General features: G+C 60.8%; 26 protein-coding genes and 1 pseudogene. 12 read left to right on the plus strand and 15 right to left on the minus strand.

The window, feature by feature from the left end; all coding sequences use genetic code 11:
• Window positions 1-128 precede the first annotated feature (128 nt).
• Window positions 129-1,154 carry a ferrochelatase gene (gene hemH / locus CYA_RS04840; RefSeq protein WP_011429913.1) on the minus strand — a complete coding sequence of 342 codons (1,026 nt, stop codon included), beginning with the start codon at window positions 1,152-1,154 and terminating at the stop codon, window positions 129-131.
• Between the two features lie 234 nt (window positions 1,155-1,388).
• Between hemH and CYA_RS14385 the strand changes: the two are divergent.
• A pseudogene (locus tag CYA_RS14385) lies at window positions 1,389-2,594 on the plus strand (RNA-guided endonuclease InsQ/TnpB family protein).
• On the opposite strand, the gene CYA_RS04850 reads toward CYA_RS14385, so the two are convergent.
• Complete coding sequence (locus tag CYA_RS04850) at window positions 2,562-3,017, minus strand: hypothetical protein (RefSeq protein ID WP_071813507.1); 456 nt, start codon at window positions 3,015-3,017, stop codon at window positions 2,562-2,564. The pseudogene CYA_RS14385 and the gene CYA_RS04850 overlap by 33 nt on opposite strands.
• A 249-nt stretch (window positions 3,018-3,266) precedes the next feature.
• Between CYA_RS04850 and CYA_RS04855 the strand changes: the two genes are divergently transcribed.
• The 4 genes from CYA_RS04855 to CYA_RS04870 all read left to right on the plus strand — a co-directional run bounded on the left by CYA_RS04855 (window position 3,267) and on the right by CYA_RS04870 (window position 7,458).
• Entirely contained in the window at window positions 3,267-3,755 is a 489-nt protein-coding gene (locus CYA_RS04855) for a Tic20 family protein (protein ID WP_011429915.1), read from the plus strand.
• A 46-nt stretch (window positions 3,756-3,801) separates the two neighbouring features.
• Entirely contained in the window at window positions 3,802-5,709 is a 1,908-nt protein-coding gene (locus CYA_RS04860) for a hypothetical protein (protein WP_011429916.1), read from the plus strand.
• The gene (locus tag CYA_RS04865) at window positions 5,703-6,698 is read left to right on the plus strand and encodes an alpha-E domain-containing protein (RefSeq protein WP_011429917.1); all 996 of its coding nucleotides are present in this window, start codon (window positions 5,703-5,705) and stop codon (window positions 6,696-6,698) included. Before CYA_RS04860 ends, CYA_RS04865 begins: the two co-directional genes overlap by 7 nt.
• A 265-nt stretch (window positions 6,699-6,963) precedes the next feature.
• Complete coding sequence (locus CYA_RS04870; protein ID WP_011429918.1) at window positions 6,964-7,458, plus strand: gamma carbonic anhydrase family protein; 495 nt, start codon at window positions 6,964-6,966, stop codon at window positions 7,456-7,458.
• A 355-nt stretch (window positions 7,459-7,813) separates the two neighbouring features.
• Here CYA_RS04870 and CYA_RS04880 read toward each other — a convergent pair whose 3' ends face one another.
• From CYA_RS04880 to CYA_RS04900, 5 genes are all read right to left on the minus strand, one after another.
• A complete protein-coding gene (locus CYA_RS04880; protein ID WP_011429919.1) occupies window positions 7,814-9,271 on the minus strand; it encodes a circularly permuted type 2 ATP-grasp protein in 1,458 nt (485 codons plus the stop codon).
• 165 nt (window positions 9,272-9,436) lie between these two features.
• Window positions 9,437-11,260, minus strand: a complete 1,824-nt coding sequence (locus tag CYA_RS04885) for a glycosyltransferase family 39 protein (RefSeq protein WP_011429920.1) — start codon at window positions 11,258-11,260, stop codon at window positions 9,437-9,439.
• A 102-nt stretch (window positions 11,261-11,362) separates the two neighbouring features.
• The gene (locus tag CYA_RS04890) at window positions 11,363-11,623 is read right to left on the minus strand and encodes a DUF6761 family protein (RefSeq protein WP_011429921.1); all 261 of its coding nucleotides are present in this window, start codon (window positions 11,621-11,623) and stop codon (window positions 11,363-11,365) included.
• 105 nt (window positions 11,624-11,728) lie between these two features.
• Window positions 11,729-13,360 carry a CocE/NonD family hydrolase gene (locus tag CYA_RS04895; RefSeq protein WP_187147167.1) on the minus strand — a complete coding sequence of 544 codons (1,632 nt, stop codon included), beginning with the start codon at window positions 13,358-13,360 and terminating at the stop codon, window positions 11,729-11,731.
• 202 nt (window positions 13,361-13,562) lie between these two features.
• On the minus strand, window positions 13,563-13,754 hold the full coding sequence (locus CYA_RS04900; protein ID WP_011429923.1) for a hypothetical protein: 192 nt from the start codon (window positions 13,752-13,754) through the stop codon (window positions 13,563-13,565).
• A gap of 122 nt (window positions 13,755-13,876) precedes the next feature.
• On the opposite strand from CYA_RS04900, the gene CYA_RS15025 reads away from it, so the two are divergent.
• From CYA_RS15025 to CYA_RS04920, 5 genes are all read left to right on the plus strand, one after another.
• A complete protein-coding gene (locus CYA_RS15025; protein ID WP_011429924.1) occupies window positions 13,877-14,047 on the plus strand; it encodes a hypothetical protein in 171 nt (56 codons plus the stop codon).
• 2 nt (window positions 14,048-14,049) lie between these two features.
• The gene (locus tag CYA_RS04905) at window positions 14,050-14,571 is read left to right on the plus strand and encodes a GNAT family N-acetyltransferase (RefSeq protein WP_011429925.1); all 522 of its coding nucleotides are present in this window, start codon (window positions 14,050-14,052) and stop codon (window positions 14,569-14,571) included.
• A gap of 67 nt (window positions 14,572-14,638) precedes the next feature.
• Entirely contained in the window at window positions 14,639-14,929 is a 291-nt protein-coding gene (locus CYA_RS04910) for a 4a-hydroxytetrahydrobiopterin dehydratase (RefSeq protein ID WP_011429926.1), read from the plus strand.
• Between the two features lie 280 nt (window positions 14,930-15,209).
• On the plus strand, window positions 15,210-16,166 hold the full coding sequence (locus tag CYA_RS04915) for an NAD(P)H-binding protein (RefSeq protein WP_011429927.1): 957 nt from the start codon (window positions 15,210-15,212) through the stop codon (window positions 16,164-16,166).
• Between the two features lie 103 nt (window positions 16,167-16,269).
• Window positions 16,270-17,256 (plus strand): ABC transporter ATP-binding protein, encoded by a 987-nt coding sequence (locus CYA_RS04920; RefSeq protein ID WP_011429928.1) that lies wholly within the window; start codon window positions 16,270-16,272, stop codon window positions 17,254-17,256.
• Between the two features lie 29 nt (window positions 17,257-17,285).
• Here the strand turns inward: CYA_RS04920 and CYA_RS04925 are convergent, their stop codons facing one another.
• The 3 genes from CYA_RS04925 to CYA_RS04930 all read right to left on the minus strand — a co-directional run bounded on the left by CYA_RS04925 (window position 17,286) and on the right by CYA_RS04930 (window position 19,508).
• A complete protein-coding gene (locus tag CYA_RS04925; RefSeq protein WP_011429929.1) occupies window positions 17,286-18,419 on the minus strand; it encodes a glycosyltransferase family 4 protein in 1,134 nt (377 codons plus the stop codon).
• 101 nt (window positions 18,420-18,520) lie between these two features.
• On the minus strand, window positions 18,521-18,667 hold the full coding sequence (locus CYA_RS15030; RefSeq protein ID WP_168175299.1) for a hypothetical protein: 147 nt from the start codon (window positions 18,665-18,667) through the stop codon (window positions 18,521-18,523).
• A 109-nt stretch (window positions 18,668-18,776) separates the two neighbouring features.
• Window positions 18,777-19,508: a M50 family metallopeptidase gene (locus tag CYA_RS04930; RefSeq protein WP_011429931.1), complete on the minus strand. Its 732-nt coding sequence runs from the start codon at window positions 19,506-19,508 to the stop codon at window positions 18,777-18,779.
• Between the two features lie 200 nt (window positions 19,509-19,708).
• On the opposite strand from CYA_RS04930, the gene CYA_RS04935 reads away from it, so the two are divergent.
• Window positions 19,709-20,341, plus strand: coding sequence for a class I SAM-dependent methyltransferase (locus CYA_RS04935; protein WP_011429933.1), 633 nt, complete (start codon window positions 19,709-19,711; stop codon window positions 20,339-20,341).
• Window positions 20,342-20,353: 12 nt separating this feature from the next.
• Here CYA_RS04935 and CYA_RS04940 read toward each other — a convergent pair whose 3' ends face one another.
• From CYA_RS04940 to CYA_RS04960, 5 genes are all read right to left on the minus strand, one after another.
• On the minus strand, window positions 20,354-21,181 hold the full coding sequence (locus tag CYA_RS04940; protein ID WP_041438213.1) for a thiazole synthase: 828 nt from the start codon (window positions 21,179-21,181) through the stop codon (window positions 20,354-20,356).
• A 45-nt stretch (window positions 21,182-21,226) separates the two neighbouring features.
• Window positions 21,227-21,424: a sulfur carrier protein ThiS gene (gene thiS, locus CYA_RS04945; RefSeq protein WP_011429935.1), complete on the minus strand. Its 198-nt coding sequence runs from the start codon at window positions 21,422-21,424 to the stop codon at window positions 21,227-21,229.
• Window positions 21,412-22,602 (minus strand): FAD-dependent oxidoreductase, encoded by a 1,191-nt coding sequence (locus CYA_RS04950; RefSeq protein ID WP_071813508.1) that lies wholly within the window; start codon window positions 22,600-22,602, stop codon window positions 21,412-21,414. Before CYA_RS04950 ends, thiS begins: the two co-directional genes overlap by 13 nt.
• 151 nt (window positions 22,603-22,753) lie before the next feature.
• Window positions 22,754-24,811 (minus strand): bifunctional metallophosphatase/5'-nucleotidase, encoded by a 2,058-nt coding sequence (locus CYA_RS04955; protein ID WP_049749733.1) that lies wholly within the window; start codon window positions 24,809-24,811, stop codon window positions 22,754-22,756.
• Between the two features lie 87 nt (window positions 24,812-24,898).
• Window positions 24,899-25,231, minus strand: a complete 333-nt coding sequence (locus tag CYA_RS04960; protein ID WP_011429938.1) for an MGMT family protein — start codon at window positions 25,229-25,231, stop codon at window positions 24,899-24,901.
• A 73-nt stretch (window positions 25,232-25,304) separates the two neighbouring features.
• On the opposite strand from CYA_RS04960, the gene CYA_RS04965 reads away from it, so the two are divergent.
• Entirely contained in the window at window positions 25,305-25,817 is a 513-nt protein-coding gene (locus CYA_RS04965) for a hypothetical protein (protein WP_041438215.1), read from the plus strand.
• Window positions 25,818-25,864: the final 47 nt, after the last annotated feature.

Raw genomic sequence — 25,864 nt, forward strand, 5'->3', positions numbered from 1 at the left:
GGATCCCCAGAGCGCAAGCAACCAGACAGGCCGTACCCTCACCTGACCGCTGCGCAAAAACAAGCGATTGCTTTTGGGGATTTGACCCTCGCTTGCCCAGGCCCGCTCGCGGCCTGGATCCCTTTTAGCTATCGCTCCAGCAGCGAGCCGCCCACCGCCGCCGGTACAAAAGCAGGTGCTGAAGTGAGCAGATGGGGCCGCACCAACGCCACCAGCCCGGCAATAAACAGCGGGTCGGCATTCAACGCGGGCACGCGGCGAAACTCGCGGATCCCAGCCTGGTGGGCCAGCTCCCGATACTCGATGTCGATCTCCTGCAGGGTTTCGATGTGCTCCGACACAAAGCTAATCGGCACCACCAGCAGTTGCCTGACCCCGCACGCTCCCAGCTCTGGGATCACCGTCTCGGTATAGGGCTGCAGCCAGCGCACCGAGCCCACCCGGCTCTGATAGGAGAGGGTGTGGCGATTGGGGCGCCCAACTTCCCGCCAGATGAGCTGGACGCAGGCCTCCATCTCCTGCTGGTAGGGATCCCCGGCCTGGGTGACATAGCTTTCGGGAATGCCGTGGGCGCTAAAGAGCACATGCACCCCTGCCGGATCCTCGAAGGCATCCAACTGCTCCCGGATGGCCCTAGCCATGGCCTGGACATACTGGGGCTGGTCGTACCAAGAGCAGATCTGGCGGCGCTCGATGCGGGCCAGCTCCGGGTCTTCGGCCCAGAGGCGATCCAGGAGTTTGAAGCTGGAGCCGGTGGTGCTGATGGAGTACTGCGGGTAGAGCGGCAGCACCACCAGGCGGGTGATCCCATCCGACTTGATCTGCTGCACCACCGACTCGATCAGCGGGTGCCAATAGCGCATGGCCACATACACCGGCACGTCGTAGCCCGCCGCCACCAGTTGAGCCTGCAACGCTTGTGCCTGGGCGGCGGTGATGCGCCGCAAAGGGGATCCCCCCCCGATGGCCGCGTAGTTGCGCCGGGATTTGGGCGCCCGCAGCGTGGAGATGGCCCAGGCAAAAGCCCTCTGCAAAAAGGGAAAGGGCAGGCGGATCAGCTCGGGATCGGCAAAGAGGTTGTAGAGAAAGGGCTGCACATCAGCCTGGGTCTCTGGCCCCCCCAAGTTCAGCAGGAGCACGCCGCTTTTGGACATGACAAACCCAATGACCTTCCTTATCCACTGTAGGAGGTCTTGCCCCCCAGCGGGGAAGGGGCATTAAGTTTTCTTGCAACCTTTCTCAGCTTTCTCTCGGCCCCCATCCTTAGCCAGGGATCCCCCCTCCTCCCCTACTGCTCCGCCCGGTGTCAGCTAGAAACCGCAGGAGCCCCGCGCTCTGGCGCAGCCAAGCGTCGGGAGGAATGCGGTCTGTTGATGTATAGTGACAGCATGACCCAAGTCTTGACTATTTCCTGCGAACTGTTCGCGCTAGCGGGACGGAGTCCTATCGGAGTCGCAAGCCGCCAAGTTAGATGCGACGCTGGACGCCTTTGTGCAGGCCTTGAACTGGGTCAACCAAAACACGCCGGAGAAGATCCTCAACGCCCTTAAGCTCCAATCTCTGGGTTACCGCGACATCCGTGCCCGCTTTGGCCTATCCAGCAACCTGGCACAACAGGTATGCAGACGGGTGGTATCTGCCCGCAAGACTGCCAGCCAGAAAAAACCGTCCGGTCAAAGCCTTCAAGGCGGGCTTCGTGACCTACGCTGCCCGCATCTTCTCCTTCCGAGCGAAAGACTGGACAGTATCGCTCACCACCGTTGAGGGGCGGGAACGGTTGGAGCTGTCCATCGGCAACTATCAACGAGGGATGCTGGCCGGCACCAATCCCCAATCGGCCACCTTGTCAAACGCAAAGAGGGTTCTTACTACGATTTGTGTGGAAACGCAACCGCCGGAGCTGCAAACCGCAGCTAAGGCGATTGGGGTGGACTTGGGGAGGAGAGATATTGCCCATACCTCAGAGGGAGATCCCTGGAATGGACAGCCGTTGATCCTGGTTGCGAGCGGTGCTCCCATGCAAAGCCAGTCAGGGCACAAGGTCTAGTCGGCGTAGATGCCGCCAACTCTTGCAACAGCTGTCTGGTCAGGAGAGACGCTTGCAAACCTGGGTCAATCCCTGCATCTGCAAGGCTATTGTTTCCAGGGCAAAGGCGACCAATAGCACGATTGCCTTGGAAGACCTAACTGGAATCGGAGAGCGTGTCAACCAACCGCCACGGAGCAAAACGGAGCGTCGGCGGTCGAATAGTTGGGCGTTCTACCAGCTGAGGCAGTTTGTGCACTACAAGGCGCTGCGGGCCGGGGTCACGGTTGTGGTGGTGCCGCCTGCCTATACCTCGCAGATTTGCCACCAGTGCCTGTGGATCGGGCAACGGGAAGGGAAACGCTTCCGTTGTGTCAACCCGGCTTGCAGTTGGGAAGGGGATGCAGACTACAACGCAGCATTAGCGTCAGCGAAGCGTAGCGCCTATGTCATTGCATTATTGGGGGCTGCTGTAAACCGGCCACCCTACATCCCCCTGCCCCCCGTATACGGGGGGCAGTCGGAGCCGGGTAGTTTACAACTCTTGGCCGCGGTAAACCCGCTGTAGGGCCGGCGTGACCGAATAGCTATCGACATCGGCCAGGCTCAACTTCAAGCGCAGCGTATTGAGCAGCCGCTGGTAGGGGGGCACAAAAGGGGTTTTGCCAAAGGGTTGGACGGCATCCCGGGCAACTGTCTCCAGAGGGCAGCCACGGTAGCGGAGCGGGCCAGCCCCAATAAGGTGAGCTGAGGATCCCTCTTGGCCGGGATCCACCGTTAAGCCGCGAAACTGAATCGCTCCCGGACGAGAGGCTTTGCGATAGCGCAGATAGCCGGCCCACACCTGAGCCATCCACTCCGGCAGAGCTTCGGGCCGAACGTGGCAGCGCTCCGGCAACAGGCGGTCGTTGAAAAAGCCGACAAGCACAGACCAAGCTTGCCAGAGAACAGCTCCCAAGAGGCGGGCAGCGAGAGATGGCGAAATCTTCATGGCGGAGGCCAAAAATCACTGTGGGTGGGAGTTGCCGTCGATTATATCAACCCCAATCCTGCAAGATGCTCATCTTGAACAGTTTCCCCCTCACTCGAAAGCGGAGGCCAGCTTGGGGCTAGGCGCGTTGAGCCGGCCAACTTCATCGACTACAATAAGCGCAAAGCTTAGGTGCCGTTTAAAGAAATTCTGAAAGCGCACCAACAAGCAGACTCCAGCACTACTGCACTGAACTGAGGGGCTCGAGACATGACCTGGCGCGGCGACATCACTCCCATCAATCGGCTGTGGGGATCCCTTCCCTACCTTCTGCCTTTGGTATCGGCCCTGCCCTTCGGCTTTGTGCCCTCGGGTTTGTTTCAATCTCTGCCAGGTTTGATCCCCATTTTTAGTCCACTGCTGCGCTTGCTGCCCCTGGCCACAGGCTGGTTGGGGGTGGGGATATTTCTCGCCCTGCTATTTTTAGTCCGCAACAGCCGTGTCGCCCACTTTGTTCGCTTCAACACCATGCAGGCGCTGTTGCTCAACATTGCCCTGTTCTTGGTGCAAGTGTTGATGCAGGTGTTTGCTATGCTCTTTGGCAACCTCGGCCTGGCAGCACTTGTCAGCATTTTGGCCACCACCGCACTTCTGGGCGTGATCGCCATCACCGTCTACGCTTGGGTGCAGAACGTTCGCGGCCACTATGCCGAGGTGCCGGTGCTCTCCGATGCCGCCTATGCCTGGATTCGCTATTAATTCCTGGCAAAGAGGGAGGTAGGCAACGCCTAGTCCAGAAGTGAGGATGAAAGCGTTACGCCAACCGAAGCTGCTGGTCGGGCTTGCGCTGCTAACTGGAGTGCTGGCCCTGCTCTGGCCGATGCTGCAGCGGGGCTACCCCATCACTCATTCCACCCACTTCAACCTCAGTTGGGCCTTTCAGTATCAGCGGCAGTTTTTCGGCGGGCAGTTTTACCCCCGCTGGCTGGAGTATTCCAACTTCGGCTACGGCAACCCCACCTTTGCCTTCTATCCACCTCTATGCATGGTGGCCCCTTTGCCGTTTCGCCTGCTGGGGCTGGATATGCCTGGATCCTTGGTGGCCAGCATGGGCCTGGCGATGGCGGTCTTTGGCGCAGGGCTGTATGCCCTTCTCCGGCAACTCATCCCCTGGGCTTGGGCTCTGGTTTTGGCTCTGGCGGGTATGGCCGGCCCCTATTGGCTGGTGGATATTTACCAACGGGGGGCAATGGGGGAAGTGTGGGCCATTGCTGTCTCTCCCTGGATTTTCTGGGCCTCAGTCCAGGTGATCTGCCGGCCCCAGTCCCTTTGGCCGATTGTGGCCTTGGCCATTAGCTATGGCCTGTTGGCCCTATCTCACTTGCCCACTTTGCTGGTCTTTACGCTAACTTGGCTGCCTCTGCCTTGGGTGCTGGGCCGCTGGGATCCCCTCTGGACCAGGGTGGGGCGCTGCTACTTGGGGTTTGGGCTGGGGCTGGGGTGGACGGCGTTTTATCTGCTGCCCGCCTTTTGGGATCAGCGCTTTGTCCAGGTGGACTTCGTCAATTTCGTCGAAGAGTACATGCCCCAACATCGTTTGATGGTGAGTGGGTTGACCCGGCTCCAGCCGCAACTGACGCAGCACTGGTTTGAAAGCGGCCTGGTAGGGTGCTGGATCTGGATGGTGGCCGTTGTCTTGGGTGCTGGGATCCTGGTTTTCTGGGAATGGCTGGCCCGCAGGACAAGGGGGCTGACCCCGATCCATTCCGTTCGCGCTAACGAGACGGAGTCCTTTGATGCCTTAGAATCCTCTGCTCCCCTGGCCAAAGCCATCCTGCTCTACAGCTTGGGGGCCAGCTTGGTGGCCTTGCTGATGATGACGGATCTGCTGGGTTGGCTCTACGAGTGGATTTTGCCCCTGCGGCGCATTCAGTTTTCTTGGCGCTGGATGGCGGTGACGGCGGTAACCGTGCCCTGGCTTTTGGGATCCCTGGCCGCCTGGGGGTGGGGACAAAAGGGCTGGAGGATCCTCTTGATTGTGGGGATAGGTCTGGCCATGGGGATACAAAGCTGGCAGGGCTGGCAGGTCTTGTCCAGAGCCTGGTTTGACCCGCAAACCATCCAGACTTTTCAAGAGCTGTCTGCAGCCAAGCCATTTCCCAATGAGCCCCAGCAGCGACCGGGCATCGCTTTTCTTCACTGGCACTGGATCTTTCCCGACGGGCTGGCGCTGGTGGATGTGCCGGAGTACCGACCTCGCCAAGCAACCCTGCCCATGCCGCCCCCAGAGGTGGATCCGCTGCTGCGGTGGCAAGGCGACATGGTGAACTTTGGACGAGAACAAAGCAATCTGGAGCCACTGTTGGCAGTGGAGCAGTGGCGCTATGGCTACCGTCGTTTTCGGGCCGTTAACCCCACTGCTCAGGATCGATGGGTAGTCCTGCGCACGTTTTACTACCCTGCTTGGCGGGTACAGGTGGATGGTCGCCTCACATCTGCCGAGCACAATGGACTGGGGCTGTTGCAGGTGCGGATCCCGCCGGGGGATCATCGCGTGCAGGTGCGCTATCTGGGTACTGCAGCCGAGTGGATGGGGTGGATCTTGACCGGCCTGACGGGGGTGCTGCTGGTGAAGGTGCGGCGGCTGCTTCGTTTGTTGAATTTGAACGGAGCGCAGAGACAAGACACTCCAGAGGAGGCAACAGCATGCTGAGTCGGGTGGCCGATTCCATCTACTGGCTCAACCGCTACGTGGAGCGCGCCGAGAACATCGCCCGCTTCATCGATGTCAATCTCAACCTCATCCTAGACTTGCCCAGCGGTCCCGCCCAGCAGTGGGATCCCATCGTCTACACCACCGGGGATCAGGAGCTGTTTTACCAACGCTATGGCCAGGCAACCCAAGAAACAGTCATCCAGTTCCTGGCTTTTGATAGGGATTACCCCAACTCCATCCTTTCCTGTTTGCGGCTGGCGCGAGAAAATGCCCGTTCTGTGCGGGAGGTCATTTCTTCAGAAATGTGGGAGCGGGTCAACCGCTTTTATTTGATGGTCAAAGAAGCAGCTCAGCAAGGCCCCCACCTGAGTCAGCTCCACGATTTCTTCACGGAAGTGAAACTGGCCAGCCACCTATTCGCCGGGGTGATGGATGCCACCATGACCCACGGGGAAGGTTGGCACTTTGGCCAGATTGGCCGTCTTTTGGAGCGGGCGGACAAAACGGCGCGCATTTTGGATGTTAAGTATTTTATTTTGCTGCCCTCTCTGCAGTATGTGGGCACGGCTTTGGATGAGTTGCAGTGGATTGCTTTGCTGAAGTCGGCCAGTGCTTATGAAATGTACCGGAAATACAGCCGCCAGCACCGCATCAATCCCAGAGAGGTGGCCTCTTTCCTGATTTTGGATCGGCAATTTCCCCGCTCCATTCAGTTTTGTCTTATTCATGCGGATCGATCCCTGCACCAGATCACCGGCACCCCAGCCGATACTTGGCGGGATCCCAGCGAGCGAGCTTTGGGCCGCCTGCGTTCTGAGCTGGACTACCTAACCATCGACGACATTATGGAGCAGGGCTTACATGAGTTTCTCGACAAATTGCAGCTACAAATGAACCACGTTGGCGATTGCATCTACGAAACTTTCTTTGCCATTCGCCCCTTGCAACCGTCTGAATCCTCTCCCCTGCTGCAACGGCAGGCTTAGCTAAAATCCCTCACCCCTAGCCCCTCTCCTACAAGAGTTAGAAATTAATCTAACGAACGCTTCCACAGCTATCGACAATGAGCCAAATGTGTTGCTTATATCTCATTGCTATTGTGCAATGGATTGACAATGGTGAAACAGGAGCAAAGGGACAGGTTGATTTTCTGGATCCCTGGCTCCTCTCTTTTTCTGGGACTGGAGGCGGCGCGGAGCGCTGGGGCAGGTCTGGAATTGCCGAACCCCCGGTAGCAGTAGGATTGGGGAAATGGAAGCCGTTGCCAAGGGCGTTTGGAAAGTGGGGTTAGAGCAGCAGCCGAGAGGGATCGACCAGGCAGCCTTTATTGCCGCCAATGCCACACTGATCGGCGATGTCCAACTTGCGGAAGCGGTGAGCATCTGGTACGGGGCCATCTTGCGGGGGGATCTCTCGCCCATTGTCATTGGCCACCGCAGCAACATCCAAGATGGAGCCATTCTGCACGGGGATCCCGGACAGCCGACCCTGATTGGCGAGGAAGTGACCATAGGCCATCGAGCGGTCATCCACAGTGCCCACATCGAGGGGGGATGTCTGATCGGGATTGGGGCCATTATCTTGAGCGGGGTCACCATCGGGGCGGGCAGCATGGTGGGAGCTGGAGCGGTGGTCACCCGGTCTGTGCCACCCCACTCTTTGGCGGCGGGGATCCCGGCCAAGGTTATCCGCACCCTCACCGAGGAAGAGCATGCCTCTAACCCCCAAAACCCTGAACTTTGCTGAATTTACTGAGCTTTAGGCGGTTTGGCAAAAGTCATTGAGAGGGATATAGTAGACCAAGTTTCCCCCTGATCCTTGAGTCCACCGCAACGGTTGCCGGGAAGTGAAGGGGGAAAGCGCTCGGGGGGTATTCCTCAGGGCTTTGCGGGATACCGCCTTCCTGCTCAGAGATAGGCAGGATGCGATCGCTTCTTTCCTGAACCATGTTCAGGAGAGTCCAGCGTGAATGTATCAGGTCGAGCAACTGCGCCTTCACGCCCAGCACTACGTGGATTTGGCGCTTCAGCATGCCAGCCGCTTTGGCCGGTGGAGCAGAGGTTCGGGCGAGCGGCTCTGAACCTATTTTGCAAGCCGTCTCTCAACAGCCGGGATCCGCGCAGAGCACCCAGGTATCTTTGCTGCCGCCCCCCTGGGAGGAGTTCACCACCAGAGATCCCTTCTTGAGGGCGACGCGGGTCAGCCCCCCTGGGTGAACGTAGATCTCTTTGCCGTAGAGGATATAGGGCCGCAAGTCCACATGACAGGGTTCTAGACGGAGGCCTTCTCCCCGATCCACCAAGGTGGGCACGCGAGAAAGGCACAGGGTGGGTTGGGCGATGTAGTTGCGCGGCTGGGCGCGGATTTTCTCGGCAAAAGCAGCCCGCTCTTCCGGTGTGGCCTGGGATCCCATCAGCATGCCATAGCCACCCGACTCGTTGGCTGCCTTCACCACCAGCTTGTCGAGGTTCTCCAGCACATACGCCTGATCCTTGGGATCCCAGCAGAGGTAGGTGGGCACGTTGGGCAAAATGGCTTCCTCTCCCAGATAGTAGCGGATCATCTGGGGCACATAGGCGTAGATCACCTTGTCGTCCGCCACCCCCGTTCCCAAAGCGTTGGCAATCGCCAGCCGCCCCGACCGGTAGACCTCAAACAGGCCGGGTACCCCCAAGAGGGAATCAGGGCGAAAAGCAAGGGGATCGATGAAGTCATCGTCGATGCGGCGGTAGATCACATCCACCCGCTGCAGCCCCTTGGTGGTGCGCATTTGCAAATAGCCATCGGCCACCACCAGATCCCGCCCTTCCACCAGCTCCACCCCCATTTGCTGGGCGAGGAAAGAATGCTCGAAGTAGGCGGAGTTGTAGATGCCGGGGGTGAGCACCACCACCGTTGGGTTGGCTAGGTGCGGCACCAGGTTAAGCAGAGTATCCAACAAATGGCTAGGGTAGTCGTCCACCGGGCGGATCCCCATGGTGTTGAACAGGGAGGGAAAGGTGCTTTTCATCACCCGCCGATTTTCCAGCACGTAGGAGATTCCCGACGGACAGCGCAGGTTATCTTCCAACACGTACCAAGTCCCGTCCCGATCCCGCACCAGGTCGGTGCCGGTGACGTGGCACCAAATTCTCCCCGGCAGGTTGAGCCCCACACAGGGCCGCAGAAATCCCTTGGCCGTTTCGATCAGCTCGGCAGGGATCACCCCATCCTTAAGGATCTTCTGGTCGTGATAAACATCGTCGATGAACAGGTTGAGGGCGTGGATGCGCTGCTTAAGGCCCTTCTCCAGCCGCTGCCACTCGGAAGCCGAGACGATGCGGGGAATGATGTCAAAGGGGAAAATTCGCTCCGTGCCCTGGCTATCGCCATAGACGTTGAAGGTCACCCCCATTTGAAAGAGGGCCGCCTGTGCTGCCGCTTGCCGCTGCTGCAGTTCCCCTTCTTCCAGAGAATGAATGCGCTCAATCAACGGGATCGCCTCAGGACGGGGCTGGTTACGCCCCAAAAACAGCTCGTCGTAAAACCCCTCGCCCGGGTCGTAGGCATCAAAACGCACGTCTGGGATCCCTGGAACGCTATCTTCTTCTACTGTTGGGGGCTCTGGATCTGCATAATGTGCTTTCAGCTACTTTTAGCCTGGTAAAAAGAAAGGACTCCGTCGCGCTGACGCGAAAGGACTCCGTCCCGCGAACAGTGGGTTGGCCAAACCAGGGGGGGAGCTCTAGGGATCCCCCACCTCAAAAGCCCACAGCCCCCGCTCAGCCGGGATGCGGTGCAACTGCCCCTGGGGAAAGCGCCGCTGCAGCGCCGCCCCCTGTTGATCCCATACCCCCTCGTTCAGGAACAGGGTAAACGGCGGCTGTAGGTCTTGGGTCGGCAAGGCCTCCGGGGAAAAAACCTGCACCTCCTGCTCCGGCCCGGCAAAAAACTGGATCCAACTCTGCCAGTAGGGGGGTTCTCCCCAACTGAAATAGGGGTAGGCGGTGCTGGCCGCCAGGTAGAAGCGGTGGTCGGGATCCATTTGGCGAGCTGCCACATAGCGCCCGGTGGCCCCCACATCGTTGCCCTGCGTCCAGCCTTTGTGGACAAAGTCTCCAAAAATGGCCAGGTTCCACCCCCCAATCAGCAGGATTGCCCCCGCCATCGCCGCCGCCGGCAGCCAACTCCCGGCCCGGGATCCCCAGCGTTCCAGGAGACCTGCCAGCACTTGGATCCCTTCCAGGGTTAGGTAGGCTACAAAGGGCAGGATCACCAGCAGGCGAGTGTAGTTGGGGGCTTTGGTGATGGCCAAGCTAAAGAGCAGGTAGAGAAACAGGAAGCTGCCCAGGCAGAGCCAGTCGTGGGGTTGGCTGCGCCCTTTGAGAAGGCGGTAGAGCCCGGATCCCAGCCCCAGCCAGATCAAGACCCCTGTCAGGGGATCTACAAAGGCATGGCCGTAGTTGGGATAGATATAGCCCCGGTCGTGCTGGCTGGGGTCGTTGAACATACTTAGGCCGTTGCGGATGTTGCGCCACACCGCCTCGGCTGGCGTAGCGGCATTCACCCACATCTGCTGCAGCGCCCGCCCTTCTGGGAAAAAGAGAAATTGCTGGCGGGCATACTCGGCGCTCACTGGCGGAGCAGTGGCAGTGGCCACCAGAATGGGCGCAGCCACCAGGAAAAACCCCAGCGCCGCCGGCACCGTCAGCTTGGCCAAAGTCCAGAAGGGGTTGGCCTGCTTGTTTTCTCCTTGCAGATCCTCCCGGCCCAGGAGCAGGTAGAGGCCGCCAAACAGCAACCCCAGCAAGATCACCACCCGCCCCGGCAGATAGCCGTAGAGGGAGAAACCCGCTGCCCCTCCCCCCAAATACAAAAGCAGGGGATTCTTTTCCCGCACGCCCTTTAAGATCAAGGCCAGGGCCGCACACTCCACCAGCACAATCAGGTTCTCCCGCATCGCCATGCGGCTGATGCCCAGCAGAGCGTGGTTGGATCCCAGGAGGGCCGCCGCCGCCAAGGCCAGCCGGGGGTTCCAGAACGACCGAAAAAACCCGTAGGCCACCAGAATGGTGACAACCCCGAAGGTGGCATGCACCGTGCGCACATTCACCAGCGTGACTCCCCCCATCAGCCGCGTCAGGCCGCCAAAGAGGCTGAACATAAAGCGGGGAAAATAGAAGTACTCTGGCATCAGCCCAAAGATATCGGGGTAGCGTACCGCTGAAGCCCGCCGGGCCATGGAGGTGATGACAATCTCGTCGGTGTTGATCTGAAAGGGGATGTTGGCCAGGTCGTAGAGGTAGATGGGAGCAAAAACCAACGCCAATAGCCCCAGGTGCAGCAACTCCTGGCGCCAGCGCAGCCGCGTCGGATCCCAAGGGGGCTGAGCTGGGGGAAACTGGGCCACGTACAACCCCACCAACAGGATGCTCAACAACCAGATGCCAACCTGCAAGACGTGGTAGCCGAACAGCCCATACCCAAGGGTCAAGGCTATCCCCAAGCCCAAGCCGGATCCCAGCAGGGCCGGACGCCGAGAAGTTGCCAGCGTATCCCAAACCGCCATAGGACTGGAGTGAGGAACAGCACTGACCCCAGCCTACCAGGCCTCTGCCGGTGTTCGATCCCTCACCCCCGGCCCCTCTCTATGCAATATCAATAAGCAATATCAATAGCCCCGCATCGCCTCGGTCTCCCGCTCCAGTTCCGGCTCCACGAAGTTGGAGGGGTCGTAGAGGAAGCGGTTGACCTCGTCTTCAAGGCGGTAGATCTCAAAAGGCTGCAATTGCTTGCCAGTTCGCAGGGCCAGCAGGTAGCCATCCACCAGCAGGCGCAGCTCGTCAGTGCGCCGATAGCCGCGATGCCAACTGTCCACCAGCGCGTCGGTCAAAGCCTGATAGTGCCGGATCAACTTCGGGTCTTGCAACATGGGGTTCCCTTGCCCTGCTTGCTTCTATCCTAACGTTTGATGTCTGTTTGTGAGGAGGAGTTGCGAAGGGATGAGAAGCTGTGTTGTCTTAAACTGTCACTCCCCCTAACTCCCCTCGACAATGGGCAGATGCAGCCGCGAGGGGGTGTCGCTGCCGCTGTGAAGAGCGAGGGTGAGAATGCGGGCCTCGATGAGCCGCTCTTCTCGCATCCCCGTGCCTGTGTTAACGGGGTAGGCCGGGAAACAGGCCGCGCTAAGGCTGAGGCGCAGGGCGTGGCCGCGGGGAATGCGGATGCAGGTGGGCTGGCAACGGATCCCAATGGGGGCCTTGGGCTGGGGATCCCGCAGCCGGCGGTAGCCCTGGGAAAAGTTATACACCTGGCCCTCCGGCCTCACCACCGAGAGCACGGCGCAGAGATCGAAACTGGGGCTGTCGGCTTCCACATACACTTCCACGAGAATGTCCCCTGCCAGGACGAGGTCGGTTGCCAGGGGAGAGGTGGTGTAGGTGAGAACATCGGCGCGGCAGTCGAGGGCAGAGCGCTCCTGCGGCCCGGCGGGATGGATGAGGTGGCCTCCTAGGGCCGGCACGGGTCGCCAGGGATCGTGAACAAAAGTATCCGACTGCTGCTTTGGTGGGGGCTCTGGGCGAAGGGATCCCTCTGCTTCAGAAAGGGCGGCCAGGCCGCTGCTGTGCAGGTAGAAAACCTTCGGCTCCGGCGTGGGCCAGGCCTCAAAGCTGCGCCAGCGGTTGGATCCCATCTCGAACAGGCGTACCGGCGGCTCTTGGAGGATCCCTGTGTCTTTGCCTTTGAGGAACTGGTCGAACCAGCGCACCTGCAGCCGATCGATGGGGCTGACGGCCTCGGGGCCAAAGTCCAGCGCCCCCACTTTGCGCCCCCAAGGCAGGTGGGCCCAGGGCCCGACAACCAGGTACTGAGGGTTTTGGCTGCGGGCGCTTATTTCCTTGTAAAGGCGCAGGCTGCCGGTTAGGTAGCTGTCGAACCAGCCGCCAATGTGCAACATCGGCAGATCCACCGCTTCCAGACGGGGGGAGAGCTGGCGCCAGTAGTCGTCGGGCTCGCTGTGCTCCAGCCAGTCAAAGTAATAGGACTGGGGCGCATATTGCTGCAGCACGCCTGGCTTGAGGGGGATGGGATCGTAAAGGGGCAGGTTGCGGGAGGCCTTGAAAAGGGCCTGGTAAGCGTTGGCATCGCCGCGCAGGCGCGCCCCCTCAGCTTCCAGTTGCAGGGCCCAACTGAGGTTGTTGTAGAAAGCGAAGGCTCCCCCCGGATAGGCGGCATCGGCGTAGAGATCGTAGGGCAGCATGGCTGGGCAGATGGCCTTCAGGGCGCTGGGACGGGTGGAGGCGGCATACAGTTGGGTCATGCCTTGGTAAGAAAAGCCGTACATACCCACCACACCGTTGCTCCCCGGCAAAGCGGCCGCCCAGTTGACGGCGTCGAACCCGTCCTCGGCTTCGTGGCGGAAAGGGTAGAAGGATCCCTTGGACGTGCCCCGCCCCCGCACATCCTGAACGACCACGATGTACCCGTGGGCCGCATACCAGCGCGGATGGGCGTATACTACCGTCGAGGCAATGGCCCGCCCGTAGGGTTGCCGCATCAGCAAGACCGGGTAGCTCCCCTCCCCTTCGGGGCGATAGACATCCGCGTCCAGTTGGATCCCGTCGCGGGTGAACATGGAAACGGTTTCTCGGGGGCGCACAGGCAGCATGGTCGGGTCAGTGGGGTCCATTGAAGAAGCCAAGGATCTCCACAGCAGGGGATAGGCGTATTTTAGGCTCAAGACCTGTAGCTCTTCCCTGCCCTGAAAGAGAAACCCGCAGCCAGGTGGATTGAGCTGTTGCTGGAGTTAGGCCAGCTCAGGAGGGCTTGTCGGAAGACCAGACCGAACCATCGGGCAGGATCGCCTCTTTCTAAAGAGGCAACACTTCATAGGCTCTTGCCCGCACTTTCCACTCCGGGTCGGCTTGAGCAACCCGCAGCAGGAGCCGGATCCCTTTCTCGCCAAGGCCAGGCAGGGTTGCCAGAGCGCGCAGCTTGGCCTGTACCTTCTGCCCCAAGACAGGCAAGTTTTCCGGATTGGGCTCAGAGGGTGCGGAGGACATCGGACGGAGGAGTTGCCCGCAAAAGCTATGGCTACACCAGTCTAACAGCGGCTGGCCTGGAGAAGCCTCTTCGCGCTCGCATCCCGACTTGCACTATACTGTAGGAGCTAAGGTGTAGAAATATGAACATCCTACGGCAGTATATCTTTCCCGCCTTCATCCTGCTGGTGTTTCTATTCACTCTGGTGGTGGTGAGCATTCGCTCGTTTCTGCCAGAAGATATGGCTCAGCCGGCCCCGATCGAGGAGGCAGCAGCGGTGGGCCTTGCCGCTCTTTTTTCCGCGAATGGCTGAGGATGGCTGAACCGGAGATCCCTTTGCCTGCTGGCTACCGCTGGCGCCTTGGCTCCGCCTGGGATCGGCCCTGGGTGCGGCGGGGATTGCAGGCCACCTTGCAGGAATCTTTCCCCGAGCAAAGGCACTGGGATCATCTGGAAGCGACGTTGGATCGCCTCTTCGACCCTCCCCGTACCCCCTGCTGGTGGATCCTCAAGGAAGCAACAGGGGAGCCGGTGGGCGGTGTCTGGGCCGGCGTTTCCACCGATCAAGCCACCCATCGGCGAGTGGCCTATATCTTTTTGCTCTGGGTGGATCCTGCCCACCGGCGGCGCGGACTGGGCAAAGCTTTGATGCAACAGGTGGAACGCTGGGGATCCCAGCAGCAGTTAGCGGCCATTACCTTGCAGGTTTACCGCCACAACCAAGCTGCCCTCAACTTTTACAGGCAGGCCCACTTTACTGTGCAAGGCTACTGGCTGTACAAACCCCTTGGCCCTGCTGCTGCCTCGCAGGAACCGGAAGACTACGAAGTTTTGTAAAGAAGCCGGGATCCGCCCTCAGGTGATTTTTTGATGAAAGCGGTGGCAACGACTGGAGGGAACGCCCATGTCCAGACCTGTCAAACTCAGCGAGGCTGAGATCCAGACCAAGCTGGAAAGCCTGCCGGGTTGGTCCTTGCAGGATGGGAAGCTGCATCGCCAATTTCAATTTCGCTCTTTTGTGGAAGCTTTTGGCTGGATGAGCAGTGTGGCTTTGGTAGCCGAGAGCATGGGGCACCACCCCGAGTGGACCAATGTGTACAACCGCGTGCGGGTGGATCTCACCACCCACGATGCCGGGGGCATTACGGAACTGGACTTCACTTTGGCGCAACGCATGAACGAGCTGGCTGGCTAGACACTCTCTCGGCGGCAGACTGAGCCATAACCAGGGATCCCTGCGGCGCCGCGGGGATCCCTATTTGTTTGCCACTGCTCAGGTCAAGTTTTGACACTCCCACCCAGGGGATTCTTACGCAGCCCAAAATGGACTCGCGAAGGCGCTGTCAAGAAGCAACTAAAGTGGCTCAAGGGCTTTTCCGCTCCGCACTAAAGTACGGGGCTACCAAGCTATCCTCTTGTGTTAGGAGCTGCATCCGTCTGATAGACTAAGCCTAAGGTTAAGAAATGATAATTTTATGAACGTGCTGGTTGTGGGGGCAACGGGAACGCTGGGCCGTCAGGTGGTGCGGCGGGCCATCGAAGAGGGGCATCAGGTTACCTGTCTGGTGCGGAACCCAGCCAAGGCTGCTTTCTTGAGCGAGTGGGGGGCTCACCTCAAGGTGGGGAACCTACTGCAGCCCAGCACGCTCCGAGCGGCGATGGAAGGCGTCGAGGCGGTGATCGACTGTGCCACGGTGCGAGTAACCGACACCCTCAGCGCCCGCCAGGTGGATTGGGATGGCAAAGTTGCTCTGATCAATGCGGCACGGGCTGCCCAAGTGGGGCATTTTATCTTTTTCTCCATCATGGGTGCTCAGCACGAGTACCCTAATGTGCCCCTGATGAATTTCAAGCACCACATCGAGAAATACTTGATCGGATCCCAGATGCCCTACACCATCTTTCGTCCGGCGGGCTTTATGCAGGGATTGATCGGCCAGTACGCCATCCCGATTTTGGAAGAGCAAATTGTTTGGGTAGCCAGCGAGAGCATCCCCACGGCCTACCTCGACACCCTAGATGCAGCTCGATTTGCCGTGCGAGCCCTCAGCGTCGAAGCCGCCAAGCAGCAGGTCTTTCCCTTGGTGGGACCCAAGGCCTGGACTTCCCAAGAGGTCATCGCTCTCTGTGAGCAGCTTTCCGGCAAAAAGGCCAAGGTTCGAACCATACCACTGGGGGTCTTGCGGGGAGCGCGCAGGGTGGCCCAGTTTTTTCAGTGGAGCTGGAACATTGCCGACCGGCTGGCGTTTGTGGAGGTAATTGCCGCCAAAGAGCCGATGTATGCCGACATGACGCCTGTGTGCGAAGCCTTGGGCATTGAACTGGCTTCCCTGACCTCCCTTGAAGACTACCTGGCTGAGTATTTCCAAAAGATGTTGAAACGGATTCGCGAGCTGAAGGTTAAACAACCCAAGGTCAAGAGGCCCTTCTAGGAAACTGCAACCAAACCAGTAGCTGGGACAGGGTAAACTGGATAGCGGCCCAGCATCCCCCAGGGTTCGCCCTGGTTCTTTTCTCAGCCCCGGCTTTCTCTCTATGAGCGAGACGGTTGCCCCCTCCCCTGAAGCGACTGACCTCCATCCCGAACCGGCCATTGCCATCTCCGGCCTGACCAAAACCTATCGCACCGGCTTTTGGCTAAACAAGGTGGTCAGCCCCCTGAAGGATTTTTCTCTAACGGTAGCCCGCGGCGAAACTTTTGGGCTGTTGGGGCCGAATGGGGCCGGCAAAACCACCACGATCAAATGCCTGCTAGGGATTGTGGAGCCCACCAGCGGCAGGGGCACGCTCCTGGGCAAGCCTCTGGGGGATCGCTCCATTAAGCAGCGGGTGGGATATCTGCCGGAGAACCCCTATTTTTACGATTACCTGACGGCATGGGAGTTTCTCTATTTTGCCGGCAAGGTCTTTCGCCTGTCCGATAGCCTCCTCAAGGAGCGGATCCCGCAACTGCTGGAGCTGGTGGGGCTTTCTATCGATACGGCCCGCAAAAAGCAACTGCGCACCTACTCCAAGGGCATGCTGCAGCGCACCGGCATGGCCCAAGCCCTGATCAACGACCCGGAGCTGGTGTTCCTAGACGAGCCGATGTCGGGGCTGGATCCCATGGGCCGCTACCAGATGCGCGAGATCATCTTGTCCCTCAAGCAACAGGGCAAAACGGTGTTCTTCAACAGCCACATCTTGGGAGATGTGGAGGTGATCTGCAACCGCGTCGGCCTCATGGTCGGCGGCAAATTGGTGCAGCAGGGGACGTTGGACGAGCTGCTGGGCCAAAGCAAAAGCTACCACGTGCAAGGGCACGGCGGCGCCATCGACCAGTTCCGCGACCGCCTCGAGCACTTCTCCATCCAGGGATCCCACTGGTCGGGGGAATGGGGCGGATCCCTGCCGGAGCTGCTAACGCTTCTAAGCCAGGCGGGGGCGGTGGTGACCGATTTGCATCTGCAGCGGCAATCTTTGGAAGAATTCTTCGTCGACCAGGTGCGGGCTATTGAAGGGGATCGGCCCGTCTCTGCCTAAGTGGACTCCACCCTAGGTGTCCTGGAACGTCATTTCCGCAGCCTGGATCCCGACTCGGCGATGACGGCGCGGTAGTACTCCTCCAACTGCTGCGTGGCTGCCGACCAACTCCAGCGCTCAGCCTCTTGGCGGGCCTGCTGCCGGAAGAGCTGCCGCTGCCCGGCGCTGTCCAACAGCTGCCGCGTGGCCCGAACAAAGTCGCTGTCGGAGTCCGGCTCGAAGAGAAAGCCGTTGCGGCCGCTGTCCACCACATCGGTAATGCCGCCGCAGCGGGGGGCGATCACCGGACAGCCGGCAGCCATGGCCTCCAACAAGACCAGCCCCAGCGTCTCGGTACGGGAGGGGAACACGAACAGATCCGCGGAAGCAAAGGCCGCTGCCAGGTCTTGCCCCTGCAAGTAGCCCGTAAACACCACATCGTAGCCGGCAAAATGTTGCTCCAGGGATCCCCGCTCCGGCCCGTCGCCCACAATGGCCAGCCGCGCTTGCGGGATCTGCTCCAGCAACACCCGGATCCGCCCCACCTCTTTTTCTGCTGAGAGCCGCCCCACGTAGAGCAACAGGGGTCGCTCCGGCTGCCCTGCCGTGAGGCGGGCCCGCATCTCTGGGCTAGCAGCCTGCGGGTGAAACAGCTCCGTATCCACCCCCCGCTGCCACAGGTGTACCCGCTCGATGCCGTGGGCGCTCAACTCCTGCATCATGGCCGTCGAGGTGCAGAGGTTGAGCCGCGCCAAATTGTGTCCCAGCTTGAGGAGGCTCCACAACACCCCCTCTAGGAAACCCAGCCCGTAGTGCTTGAGGTACTTTGGCAAATGGGTGTGGTAGGAGGCCACCAGCGGGATCCCCATCGTCTGGCTGTAGTAGAGGCCCCCCAACCCCAAAACTGCCGGGTTGACCACGTGGATCACATCCGGTCGAAAACGGTTGAGCAGCTTGCCGATGGCCGGGCCAGGGGCAGCCAGCTTCAACTCCGGGTACAAAGGCAAGGGGAAGCCCGGGATCCCGTAGACCCGTGCCCGCGCAAACCGCCTGGGGGCTCCCTGAGGCGCGACGATAAGCACCGAGTTGCCGCGAGCCGTTAGATGGCGCACTGTGTGGCAAAGCCGCGTGACGATGCCATCCACCTTGGGCAGAAACGTCTCCGTAAACAGGGCTATGCGCATTGGGATCCCAAGCCTAATGAAAAGACTCTAAAGATTCTCTGAGGATGAGTGTTGCACAAAACGGCAACGAGATAACGGCTTGGGACAGCAGCGGCACAACTTTATTCCAGCAGCTTGTCTTGCAGCGGAACAGAATGAGTTGGCTCTTGGTTCTGGCCGAGGGTATCAGCCGCCGTTTTGCTAATCAACAACAGCGTGGCCGCCAGGGCCAGTCCGATAACATCTCGCCACATAATCCGCTCCCACACTCCTCACTCCTCATGCCCCCTACTGTAGCGGCGGTTTTTGCGGCTGGGCAGTGATGGGCGACGGATTTTTAGGTGACAGGAATCACTTCCAAAATTGCGGTTTTGCCCCCTAGTCGCGAAAGGCCAGTTGCAAGCTGGTGATCAGCAAGACCAAAGAGAACACCGCCATCACCCCTCCCCAAAACCAGTAGGGCAAAAACAGGTTTTGGGCAATCTGGCTGGAATCCGAGAGGACCAGCCGCCCGTTAATCACCGCAGACTCCACAAACAGGTAGTCGAGTTGGTGGTAGGTGCTCACACAGGCTTGCACCCCCAAAAACTGCAAGGCAAAGCCCCGCAGCCAAGGAGAAGCCCAGCGAGCTACTGCCAGGATGCCCAAACCCATGGCCGGGAGGAACAACAGGCCAAAGGGAGAGCGCACCCAGAGCAGCGTCGAGAGCAACAACAGGGATCCCAAAAACACCAGCCCCAGCCGAGCTGTGCCGCGGCGGCGGGAGGTGAGGATGAACAGGGCCCCGGCTAGCGGCGGCCCCATCGGCCCGGCAGCGGCTACCAAGGCCCGCCCCACCCGCCCCAAAAATAGCTGGCCACTGTGGATGGCCAGCCCCGAGCCGTCGGGATAGATCTCGAGACGATGAAACTCTCCCCCCAACAGCAGCGCCATCAGGCCATGGCCCATCTCGTGAAACCAGGTGGCTAACAGGGTAAAGGGGTAGAGGAGGTAATTGCCCCAGGGAAACTGCCAGAGCAAGACCGTCAGCCCGGCAGCAGCCACCAGCCAAACCACGCTGTGCCGGCCAGGCCTTGCGGAAGGGGAAGGAGGCAGCTCAAACTGAGTCATACCAGCAGGTGGGTGGGGAAAAGGCCCAAGATGACCTGCTGGTCTAGACGATTGCCAGCAGAAGAAAGTTCCACCTCAGGCAAAAATAGCCAGGCCAACTCCCCTCTCCCTCCGAGAGAGAGGTTGGGGTGAGGGGCAGCAAGGAGACAGGGGAGCCGTCTCACAGGTAGGTTGAAGAAGCCCCCCAGGGATCCCTGCTTATGGCCACCTTCCTGCGCGACTGGAGCTACCGCTTTCCCTGGCTTTACCGCAGCATCAGCCGCGCGGCGGCCCTGGCGGTGGGGGGCCGCGAGCGATTGCGGCGATTGCCCCTACAAGGGATCCAGATTCATCCCCAGGAGCGGGTGTTGGATCTCTGCTGTGGCCCCGCTGAGGTAACCCCGATCTTGGCCGAGCTGAGCCAAAACGTCGTTGGGCTGGATGCTTCCCCCAAGGCCCTGGCGGCAGCCCGCCAGCGCCTCCCCCACGTCGAATTTGTGGAAGCCTTTGCCCAGGATCTGCCCTTCCCCACCGACAGCTTTGATTGGGTACACACCAGCCTGGCCCTGCACGAGCTGCCCCTCCCCGATCTGGAACAGGTGCTGCGCGAAGGGTGGCGGGTGCTCAAACCGGGGGGAGGGCTTTTAATTCTCGATTTGCACGCGCCCCGGCAGCCCCTACTTTGGCCTGGACTGGTTTTGTTTCTAGCCCTGTTTGAGACCGAGACTGCTTGGCACTTCCTCAAGCTGGACTTGCCCCAGTACCTGCAGCAGCAGGGCTGGCAAGCCGTCCGGCAGACCCTGCACGCTGGAGGAGCCCTGCAGGTCGTCCAGGCGCAAAAGCCTGTTGCTTGAGTTATAGGGCAGTTAACCCTGGTGCCAGAAGGGGGTGCCGAGAACTGGCGTGCTGGGCTGAGCTGCTTCTTGAGGCGTCATCGCGCCGGCCAAGTAGGCCCGGCGGCCTGAGCGCACCGCTTCCGCAAAGGCCTCGGCCATCGCCACCGGATCCCGGGCCAGGGCCACCGCTGTATTCAACAGCACCCCATCGAAGCCCCACTCCATCACCTGGCAGGCGTGGGAGGGCAAGCCCAGTCCAGCATCCACAATTAGCGGCGCCTCGATCCGCTCCCGCAGCAGGCGCAAGTTGTAGGGGTTGAGGGGGCCTTTGCCAGTGCCGATGGGGGCGGCCCAGGGCATGACCACCTCACAGCCGGCATCCAAGAGCCGCTGGCACAGCACCAGGTCGTCGGTGCTGTAGGGCAAGACCTTAAACCCCCGCCGAACCAGCTCGGCGGCGGCAGCGGGCAGTTGCACTGGATCCGGTTGCAAGGTGTAGTCATCGCCAATCAGCTCTAGCTTGATCCAGTCGGTGCCGAACACCTCCCGCGCCATCTCCGCCGTCGTGACTACCTCCTGCACGCTGTGGCAGCCGGCGGTGTTGGGCAGAACCGGGATCCCTAGCTTCTGCAGCAAGGCCCAGAACCCCTGGGAAGCTTCCGGCCCCAGCGCCCCCTGGCGCCGCAGGGAAACGGTCAACAAACAGGGCTGGGCCCGCGCCACCGCCTGCTCCAAAATAGCCGGCGAAGGATAGCGGGCTGTCCCCAGCAGCAGGCGGCTGGGCAGCGCTTGGCCGTAGAGCACCAAGGGATCCTCATCGGCCCGAGTTGAAGGGGAGACAGGAAGAAGAGTGGACATCGCTGAGGGGCAACAATGCGGGATTTGAGGGGAGGCAATCGGGCACTAGCCGCCGGCAACCGGCACGACGATCTCCACCCGGTCGCCTTCTTGCAAACGGGTTTGCTCGTAGCGGTCGCGTGGCACAAACTCCAAGTTAACCGCCACCGCAAAAGGGCCGCTGGCCCCCACCTGGGCTATCGCCTCGGCCAACGTGGTGCCCTCCGGCAGATCGTAAGGCTTTTGGTTGATCAAGACACGCATGGCGATAGGGATTCACCGGCAAGAGGGGCAGCCTGCACCTGAAAGGGGATCCCAAGCTGCTGCGCCAAGCGGCAACTGCCGTGGTGGAGGTACTCCAAAACGGCATCGTGAATGGCGGGGGAGATGAGGAAACCATGGCGGTAGAGGCCGTTGATCTGCAACAGCCGCGGGGAGCGCTCCACCACTGCGGGGAGATGATCTGCCAAGGTGGGGCGACATTGGCTGCCTAACTCCAGGATACGCGCTTCGGCAAAGGCAGGATGCACGGCGTAGGCGGCGCTGAGCAGCTCCAGAGCCGAGCGGACACTCACCGGCGAGCGATCTTCAGATTCGATTTCGGTAGCTCCCACCACAAACAGGTGCCCCGGCTTGGGAGCGATGTAGATCGGGTAGCGGGGGTGCAACAGCCGGGTCGGGCGCCGCAAAGATACTTCCGGGGCATACAGACGTACCACTTCGCCCCTAACTCCCCGCAGCGGTGCCTGTCCGCCCCATTCTTTTCGGGATCCCAGGCCGCGGCAGTCCAAAACCCACCCGCCGGTTTGCTCCTGCCAAGCTCGCGCCTGCTCCAGATCCCAGGGGCGGCCCCACTCCACCTCCACCCCGTGCTGGCGCAATTTGGCCAGCAAAGCAGCCAGCAGTTGGCGGTTGTCCAGTTGGCCCTCCTGGGGAAGATACAGGCCCTGCCCAAATCGCCCGGCCAGCGAGGGCTCCAGCTCGGCCAGCGCCTGGGCATCTAGTTGCTGAGGCTTGGGGAGATGGGGAAGGCGTTCCCCTACAGCAGCCAGTAGGGCCGAGAAACGCTTGGCTTCCCCGGCATCTTGGCGGTGCCAAAGGATCACAGTGCCCTCCTGCTGAAAGAAAACCGGCTCTGGCAGGCTGGCCAGAAGGGCGGGCCAGCGGGAGAGGGCATAGTACCCCTGCGCTACTACGCTGGCCTCGGCGACGGCAGACTCCGCCAGAGGAGCCAGCATAGCAGCAGCCAGATGGGCCGCGCTGCTCTCAGGGGCAGTGGGAGAAGCTGCCTCCACAATGCGCACAGAATGCCCGACCTCGACCAGGGTGGCAGCCAACAGGCGCCCCATTAGACCGGCTCCAAGGATGAGGACGGGATCCGGCTGCACTCTCCAAGAAGCGAGCGGGGGGGCGGCCAGAGAAGATGGGTTTGACAGGCTCATGGGGCGTTGGCGTGTCTAGCGCTACCCGCAGCACTATGGTGGCATATTCTATTGGGTCGAGAATGCTGAATGGCTCCTCATTAAAACCATCCCCTCTCCCCAGAGAGGAGAGGGGCGGTTGGCTTCATCCACCGGTTGAGAGTAGCCCAGCCTACAAGCCCTGCAGCACCGTATCTTGGCGCACCGACAGGTTCTGGATGCGGGTATCTTGGGCAGCCGGAGTGTCGGCTTGGGTAAACACGCCGATCTGCCGCAAGTAGCGGGCCAGGGCATCCTGCTCGCTGCCGGGGGTATCGAAGCTGTTGCCGGAGCTGGGAGCCAAGTTCACCCGGTTGGGGTTAGACAGGCGCGGAAAGGGATAGTCATCCCCGCCGTCGGCCAAAAAGCCCAACGTCACCAGGCGGAAGGTACGGCGGGGATCCCCTTGCAACTGGCCGTTGCGCACCACCACATCCCGGCCGGTGGGCGTGTCCACCCGCAAGGAGACCACGCGGGATCCCGGTGGCCGCGAGGGATCGAAGCTGAAGGCAAAGCCGCCGATCTGCGGGAAACGGCCCGGCGTGGCCCCCGGCTGGCTTTGCGCCACCCCATGTTCCATCAGTTGCTTCAGCTCCTCAGCGGTAACCGTCACCAGCGACAGGCCGTTGTTAAAGGCAAGGGAAGTTTCGATATCCAGTTGCGAAACTTGGCCCGCCTGCTTGCCGGCATCGGGGTTGGCCAGCGGAGGGATCCGCCGCACCGGCTCGCCGCCGCCACCGCCGGTGGTAGCCCCAATGGGAGCGCGAATGCCGCCGCCGTTTTTGAGGGAGATGACCGTGGTGGGGTCAACCGTTCTGGCATAGGCCAAATTGGCATCCGCCGTAAGGTTGCCCAGGTTGGTTTCCTCGGTGCGCACCTCGGCCCGCAGGCCGTTGAGGAATTGGGTGGTAGAGCCAAAGGTGCGGCCATCCTTGGTGCGGATGATGTTGCCGATCTCGTTGGCGATCCGCACCACGTCGGGGTTGGGGGTGCCGCGCACGGCTGCTACCCCTTGGTCGTCGGTGGCATAGGCGCCGCTCACCGGATCGATACGGGCAATCACCCCGTTGGCGTCGAAACCGACCACCAAGCGGCCCACGTAGCGGTAGTTGGCGCCGGTGTTCACCACTGCCACGGGTTGGCCGCTGGCCGAGGAGCGCAGGATGGGGTAGTCACCTGTGCGCACATCTTCAGGGCGCAGGCGGTCGGTGGGCTTGGCGATCACCCGGTGGGAGCCGCCGGCGATGATGATGTCCACATCCCGCAGTTGGCTGGCTAGGGTTACCTCGTTTTGGAGCTGCTGCAGGTGGGCCAGGAGGATGATCTTGTTAATGCCCTGGCCGGTGAGCTGGTTGACGAAGTTCTGGATGAGGGCGGCATTCACCTGGTCGGTGTCGTCCACTTTGCCTTCCACCCTCACCTCAGGGCCAGGGCTAGAGATGGCGGCCAGGCGCGTAGTGGTGGCACCCACCAGGCCGATCCGCTGCCCTCCCACCGTAATCACCGCCGTCTTGACGATCTTGCCGCGGATGGAGCTGGCCTCTTGGCCATCGGCAGCAAAGTCAGAGCTGGTCAATTCGCCAGTGCCGCTGAAGCTGAGGTTGGCGCTCAAGTAGGGAAAGCGGGCGCCCGCGTAGCCGCGGCTGGTGTCGGGTCGGATCAAGTCGCGAATTTGGCGTGTGCCTTGGTCAAATTCATGGTTGCCAAAGGCAGCCGCCTCGAAGCCGATGGCGTTGATGATTTCAATGTCGGCTTTGCCAGGAGTGCGGTCATACCGGCCCCGCAGCGAGGGATCCGTGCTGGCGTTGTAGAAGGGGCTGGGAATGTAGTTGTCGCCGCTGGAGAGCACCACCGTATTTGGGAATTGGGGGCGCAGAGCGTTCACCACCGCCGAGAAGCGCGGCGCATCTTGTACGGCAGCGATCGAGGCTTCCAAGTCGCTGGCATGTAGGATTTGCAGGGTAAAAGCGGGCGGCTGAGAGGAGAGCCTAACGTTGGGATCTGAGGCGATAAACCCTGCCCCGCCGCCGGCTGGAGGAACTGAGCTACTGTCGGTGGTACCGCAGGCGCTGGCCAGGCTCAGCAGCAAGCAGCACAGCCCAACCCGCAGGAACTTGGCCAGAGCGTTCAGCCAAGCTGGAAGCCCTCCCTCAGCAGGGGCAGCCCCTCGAGCACGACAAGCTGGTTTCATGACCACTCAAGACGCATCCGCATTCACGTTACCAAGGCTAGACAGGAGATTTCGCTATGACCTGTTTAAGGTTAGGTCAAGCGCAGGTTAAGCTTCCCGGGGATCCCAGCCAAACTGCTGCAGATCCACCCGACCTTCGGCGTCAAAGGGGATCCCTTCAGCTTGGAGTAGGACTTTTTGCAAGTCGTCGTAGCCAAGGCGAAAGGGGGAGTAGGAAATGCGCCCTTGGGCGTTGATTACCCGATGCCAGGGGATGTCGGTCTCTTGACCTTGCAGGCGAAACAGGGCATAGCCCACCTGTCGGGCATAGCCAGGACAGCCGGCAAGCCGCGCCACCTGCCCATAGGTAGCTACACGCCCCGGCGGGATCCGCCGCACGACCTCATAGAAGCGCTGGTAGAGGCTGACAGACTGGGCCACCGGGATCCCTCCCCAAACTCAGGAGACAATGGAATTGGCCGATGACGGGCACAGATTATCCCATGAGCTACCTATGAGTTACCTCATTGCAGTACTGCCGGATCGCATGGCTGCCGAGGCGGCCTACAGCGCCCTGGAACAGGCTGGCTTTCCCCTGCAGCGGCTGCACCTACTGGGGCGAGGCTACAAAACGGCGGACGAGTTTGGGCTGATCGATCCGGCCCAAGCGGCCCGCCGCCAGATGCAGCGCCTGGCCATCTGGCTGGTGCCCTTTGGCTTTTTGGCCGGGGTGGGGTTCAGCGTCCTCAGCGGCCTGGATACCTTTGCCTGGGCGGGATCCCTGGGCAACCACCTCATCGGCGGCCTGCTGGGTGCGCTGAGCGGGGCCATGGGCAGCTTTTTTGTCGGGGGCGGGGTGGGCCTGACCAGTGGCTCCGGCGATGCTTTGGCCTACCGCAACCGTCTCAATGCGGGCAAATACGTGCTCATTGTGGAGGAAGAGAACGAAACCCGCCTGCGCGAGGCCACGCGGATCTTGCGCCAATTTGAGCCGGAGAACTTGCAAGGGTACAGCGAGCGCCTTTGAACTTGCCCAGAAAACCCGCCTGTTGGTACAGCAAGCTTAGACCCATT

The organism is Synechococcus sp. JA-3-3Ab, assembly GCF_000013205.1.
Lineage (GTDB): Bacteria > Cyanobacteriota > Cyanobacteriia > Thermostichales > Thermostichaceae > Thermostichus.

What these genes read in the sequence shown, in the direction of transcription:
- CYA_RS04860 (WP_011429916.1), top strand. Translation starts at nt 3,802, where the DNA reads ATGAAAGCGTTACGCCAACCGAAGCTGCTGGTCGGGCTTGCGCTGCTA.
- CYA_RS04855 (WP_011429915.1), top strand. Translation starts at nt 3,267, where the DNA reads ATGACCTGGCGCGGCGACATCACTCCCATCAATCGGCTGTGGGGATCC.
- CYA_RS04870 (WP_011429918.1), top strand. Translation starts at nt 6,964, where the DNA reads ATGGAAGCCGTTGCCAAGGGCGTTTGGAAAGTGGGGTTAGAGCAGCAG.
- thiS (WP_011429935.1), bottom strand. Translation starts at nt 21,424, where the DNA reads ATGCGTGTCTTGATCAACCAAAAGCCTTACGATCTGCCGGAGGGCACC.
- CYA_RS04885 (WP_011429920.1), bottom strand. Translation starts at nt 11,260, where the DNA reads ATGGCGGTTTGGGATACGCTGGCAACTTCTCGGCGTCCGGCCCTGCTG.
- CYA_RS04930 (WP_011429931.1), bottom strand. Translation starts at nt 19,508, where the DNA reads ATGACTCAGTTTGAGCTGCCTCCTTCCCCTTCCGCAAGGCCTGGCCGG.
- CYA_RS04955 (WP_049749733.1), bottom strand. Translation starts at nt 24,811, where the DNA reads ATGAAACCAGCTTGTCGTGCTCGAGGGGCTGCCCCTGCTGAGGGAGGG.
- CYA_RS04865 (WP_011429917.1), top strand. Translation starts at nt 5,703, where the DNA reads ATGCTGAGTCGGGTGGCCGATTCCATCTACTGGCTCAACCGCTACGTG.
- CYA_RS04925 (WP_011429929.1), bottom strand. Translation starts at nt 18,419, where the DNA reads ATGCGCATAGCCCTGTTTACGGAGACGTTTCTGCCCAAGGTGGATGGC.
- CYA_RS04920 (WP_011429928.1), top strand. Translation starts at nt 16,270, where the DNA reads ATGAGCGAGACGGTTGCCCCCTCCCCTGAAGCGACTGACCTCCATCCC.
- CYA_RS04910 (WP_011429926.1), top strand. Translation starts at nt 14,639, where the DNA reads ATGTCCAGACCTGTCAAACTCAGCGAGGCTGAGATCCAGACCAAGCTG.
- CYA_RS04850 (WP_071813507.1), bottom strand. Translation starts at nt 3,017, where the DNA reads ATGAAGATTTCGCCATCTCTCGCTGCCCGCCTCTTGGGAGCTGTTCTC.
- CYA_RS04895 (WP_187147167.1), bottom strand. Translation starts at nt 13,360, where the DNA reads ATGCTGCCTGTGCGCCCCCGAGAAACCGTTTCCATGTTCACCCGCGAC.
- hemH (WP_011429913.1), bottom strand. Translation starts at nt 1,154, where the DNA reads ATGTCCAAAAGCGGCGTGCTCCTGCTGAACTTGGGGGGGCCAGAGACC.
- CYA_RS04940 (WP_041438213.1), bottom strand. Translation starts at nt 21,181, where the DNA reads ATGTCCACTCTTCTTCCTGTCTCCCCTTCAACTCGGGCCGATGAGGAT.
- CYA_RS04900 (WP_011429923.1), bottom strand. Translation starts at nt 13,754, where the DNA reads ATGTCCTCCGCACCCTCTGAGCCCAATCCGGAAAACTTGCCTGTCTTG.
- CYA_RS04905 (WP_011429925.1), top strand. Translation starts at nt 14,050, where the DNA reads ATGGCTGAACCGGAGATCCCTTTGCCTGCTGGCTACCGCTGGCGCCTT.
- CYA_RS04915 (WP_011429927.1), top strand. Translation starts at nt 15,210, where the DNA reads ATGAACGTGCTGGTTGTGGGGGCAACGGGAACGCTGGGCCGTCAGGTG.
- CYA_RS04935 (WP_011429933.1), top strand. Translation starts at nt 19,709, where the DNA reads ATGGCCACCTTCCTGCGCGACTGGAGCTACCGCTTTCCCTGGCTTTAC.
- CYA_RS04965 (WP_041438215.1), top strand. Translation starts at nt 25,305, where the DNA reads ATGAGTTACCTCATTGCAGTACTGCCGGATCGCATGGCTGCCGAGGCG.
- CYA_RS15025 (WP_011429924.1), top strand. Translation starts at nt 13,877, where the DNA reads ATGAACATCCTACGGCAGTATATCTTTCCCGCCTTCATCCTGCTGGTG.
- CYA_RS04890 (WP_011429921.1), bottom strand. Translation starts at nt 11,623, where the DNA reads ATGTTGCAAGACCCGAAGTTGATCCGGCACTATCAGGCTTTGACCGAC.
- CYA_RS04950 (WP_071813508.1), bottom strand. Translation starts at nt 22,602, where the DNA reads ATGAGCCTGTCAAACCCATCTTCTCTGGCCGCCCCCCCGCTCGCTTCT.